Raw genomic sequence first — 1,050 nt, 5'->3', positions numbered from 1 at the left:
GCGGCATTCGCCGAGCCTTTCCGCCGTTGTCCTGGCGAAAGGCAGAATGGCGTCTACCAGCGTCTCGGTGTCCGGCCGCGGCTCAAGCGTCTCCGGTGAGAGCGACAGGCGCAAGCCGTAGAATTCGCGATAACCGAGGATGCGGTGCGCCGGCTCGCCTGCGACGCGACGCCTCAGGGCCGATTCGATGGCCGAAAGCGCCGCCGAACCCACCTTTTGCCCTGGGTCGGCAATTGCCTGGGTGCGGGTCGTGCCGGAAAAATGTTCGACGATCAGCCGGGAATCGAGCCCTGGATCGTCAATGCCGGCGGTGGCCAGACGTTCGCGCGCCGCCCTGAGCAGCGGGCCAAGCGCGGCGGGCAGTCGATCAGCCATCGAGGCTCATATCGGCAAGCAGCTTCGACTGATGGTCGGCGATCAGCGCGTCGATGACCTCGTCGAGCTCGCCCATCATCACCCGGTCGAGCTTGTAGAGCGTGAGGTTAATGCGATGGTCGGTGACGCGCCCTTGCGGGAAGTTGTAGGTGCGGATGCGCTCCGACCGGTCGCCGGACCCGACCTGCGATTTGCGTGACTCAGAGCGCTCCTCATCCGCGCGGCTGCGCTCGAGGTCGTAGAGCCGCGCGCGCAGGATCTGCATGGCGCGCGCCCGGTTCTGGTGCTGCGACTTCTCCGCCTGCACCACCATGATGCCGGTTGGCAGGTGGGTGATGCGAACCGCCGAGTCGGTGGTGTTGACGTGCTGACCGCCGGACCCCGAGGCGCGCATCGTATCGATGCGGATATCCTCCGGCCGGACGTCGATATCGACCTCCTCGGCCTCGGGCAGCACGGCGACCGTCGCCGCCGAGGTATGGATGCGCCCGCCGGCTTCGGTTTCCGGCACGCGCTGGACGCGGTGAACGCCGGATTCGAACTTCAGATGCGCGAACACGCCCTTGCCCGACACCGAGGCGATGATTTCCTTGTAGCCGCCGACCTCGCCGTCGCTGGCCGAAACGACCTCGAAGCGCCAGCCGCGCGAGGCGGCATAGCGCTCATACATGCGGA

At 66.9% G+C, this 1,050-nt stretch carries 1 protein-coding gene and 1 pseudogene; both read right to left on the bottom strand.

Features of this window, described 5'->3' with window-relative positions:
* Positions 1-375, bottom strand: a pseudogene (locus EOA28_RS36755) (protein-(glutamine-N5) methyltransferase, release factor-specific); the annotation flags it as partial.
* Positions 368-1,050: peptide chain release factor 1 (locus EOA28_RS36750; RefSeq protein ID WP_148671148.1), on the bottom strand; the 683-nt coding region annotated here is incomplete at its 5' end. The gene EOA28_RS36750 and the pseudogene EOA28_RS36755, both read right to left, overlap by 8 nt.

Source organism: Mesorhizobium sp. M2A.F.Ca.ET.067.02.1.1, assembly GCF_004023285.1.
GTDB lineage: Bacteria > Pseudomonadota > Alphaproteobacteria > Rhizobiales > Rhizobiaceae > Mesorhizobium.
The sequence above is the reverse complement of the archived record's forward strand: the minus strand, read 5'-3'. Positions and strand labels throughout refer to the sequence as shown.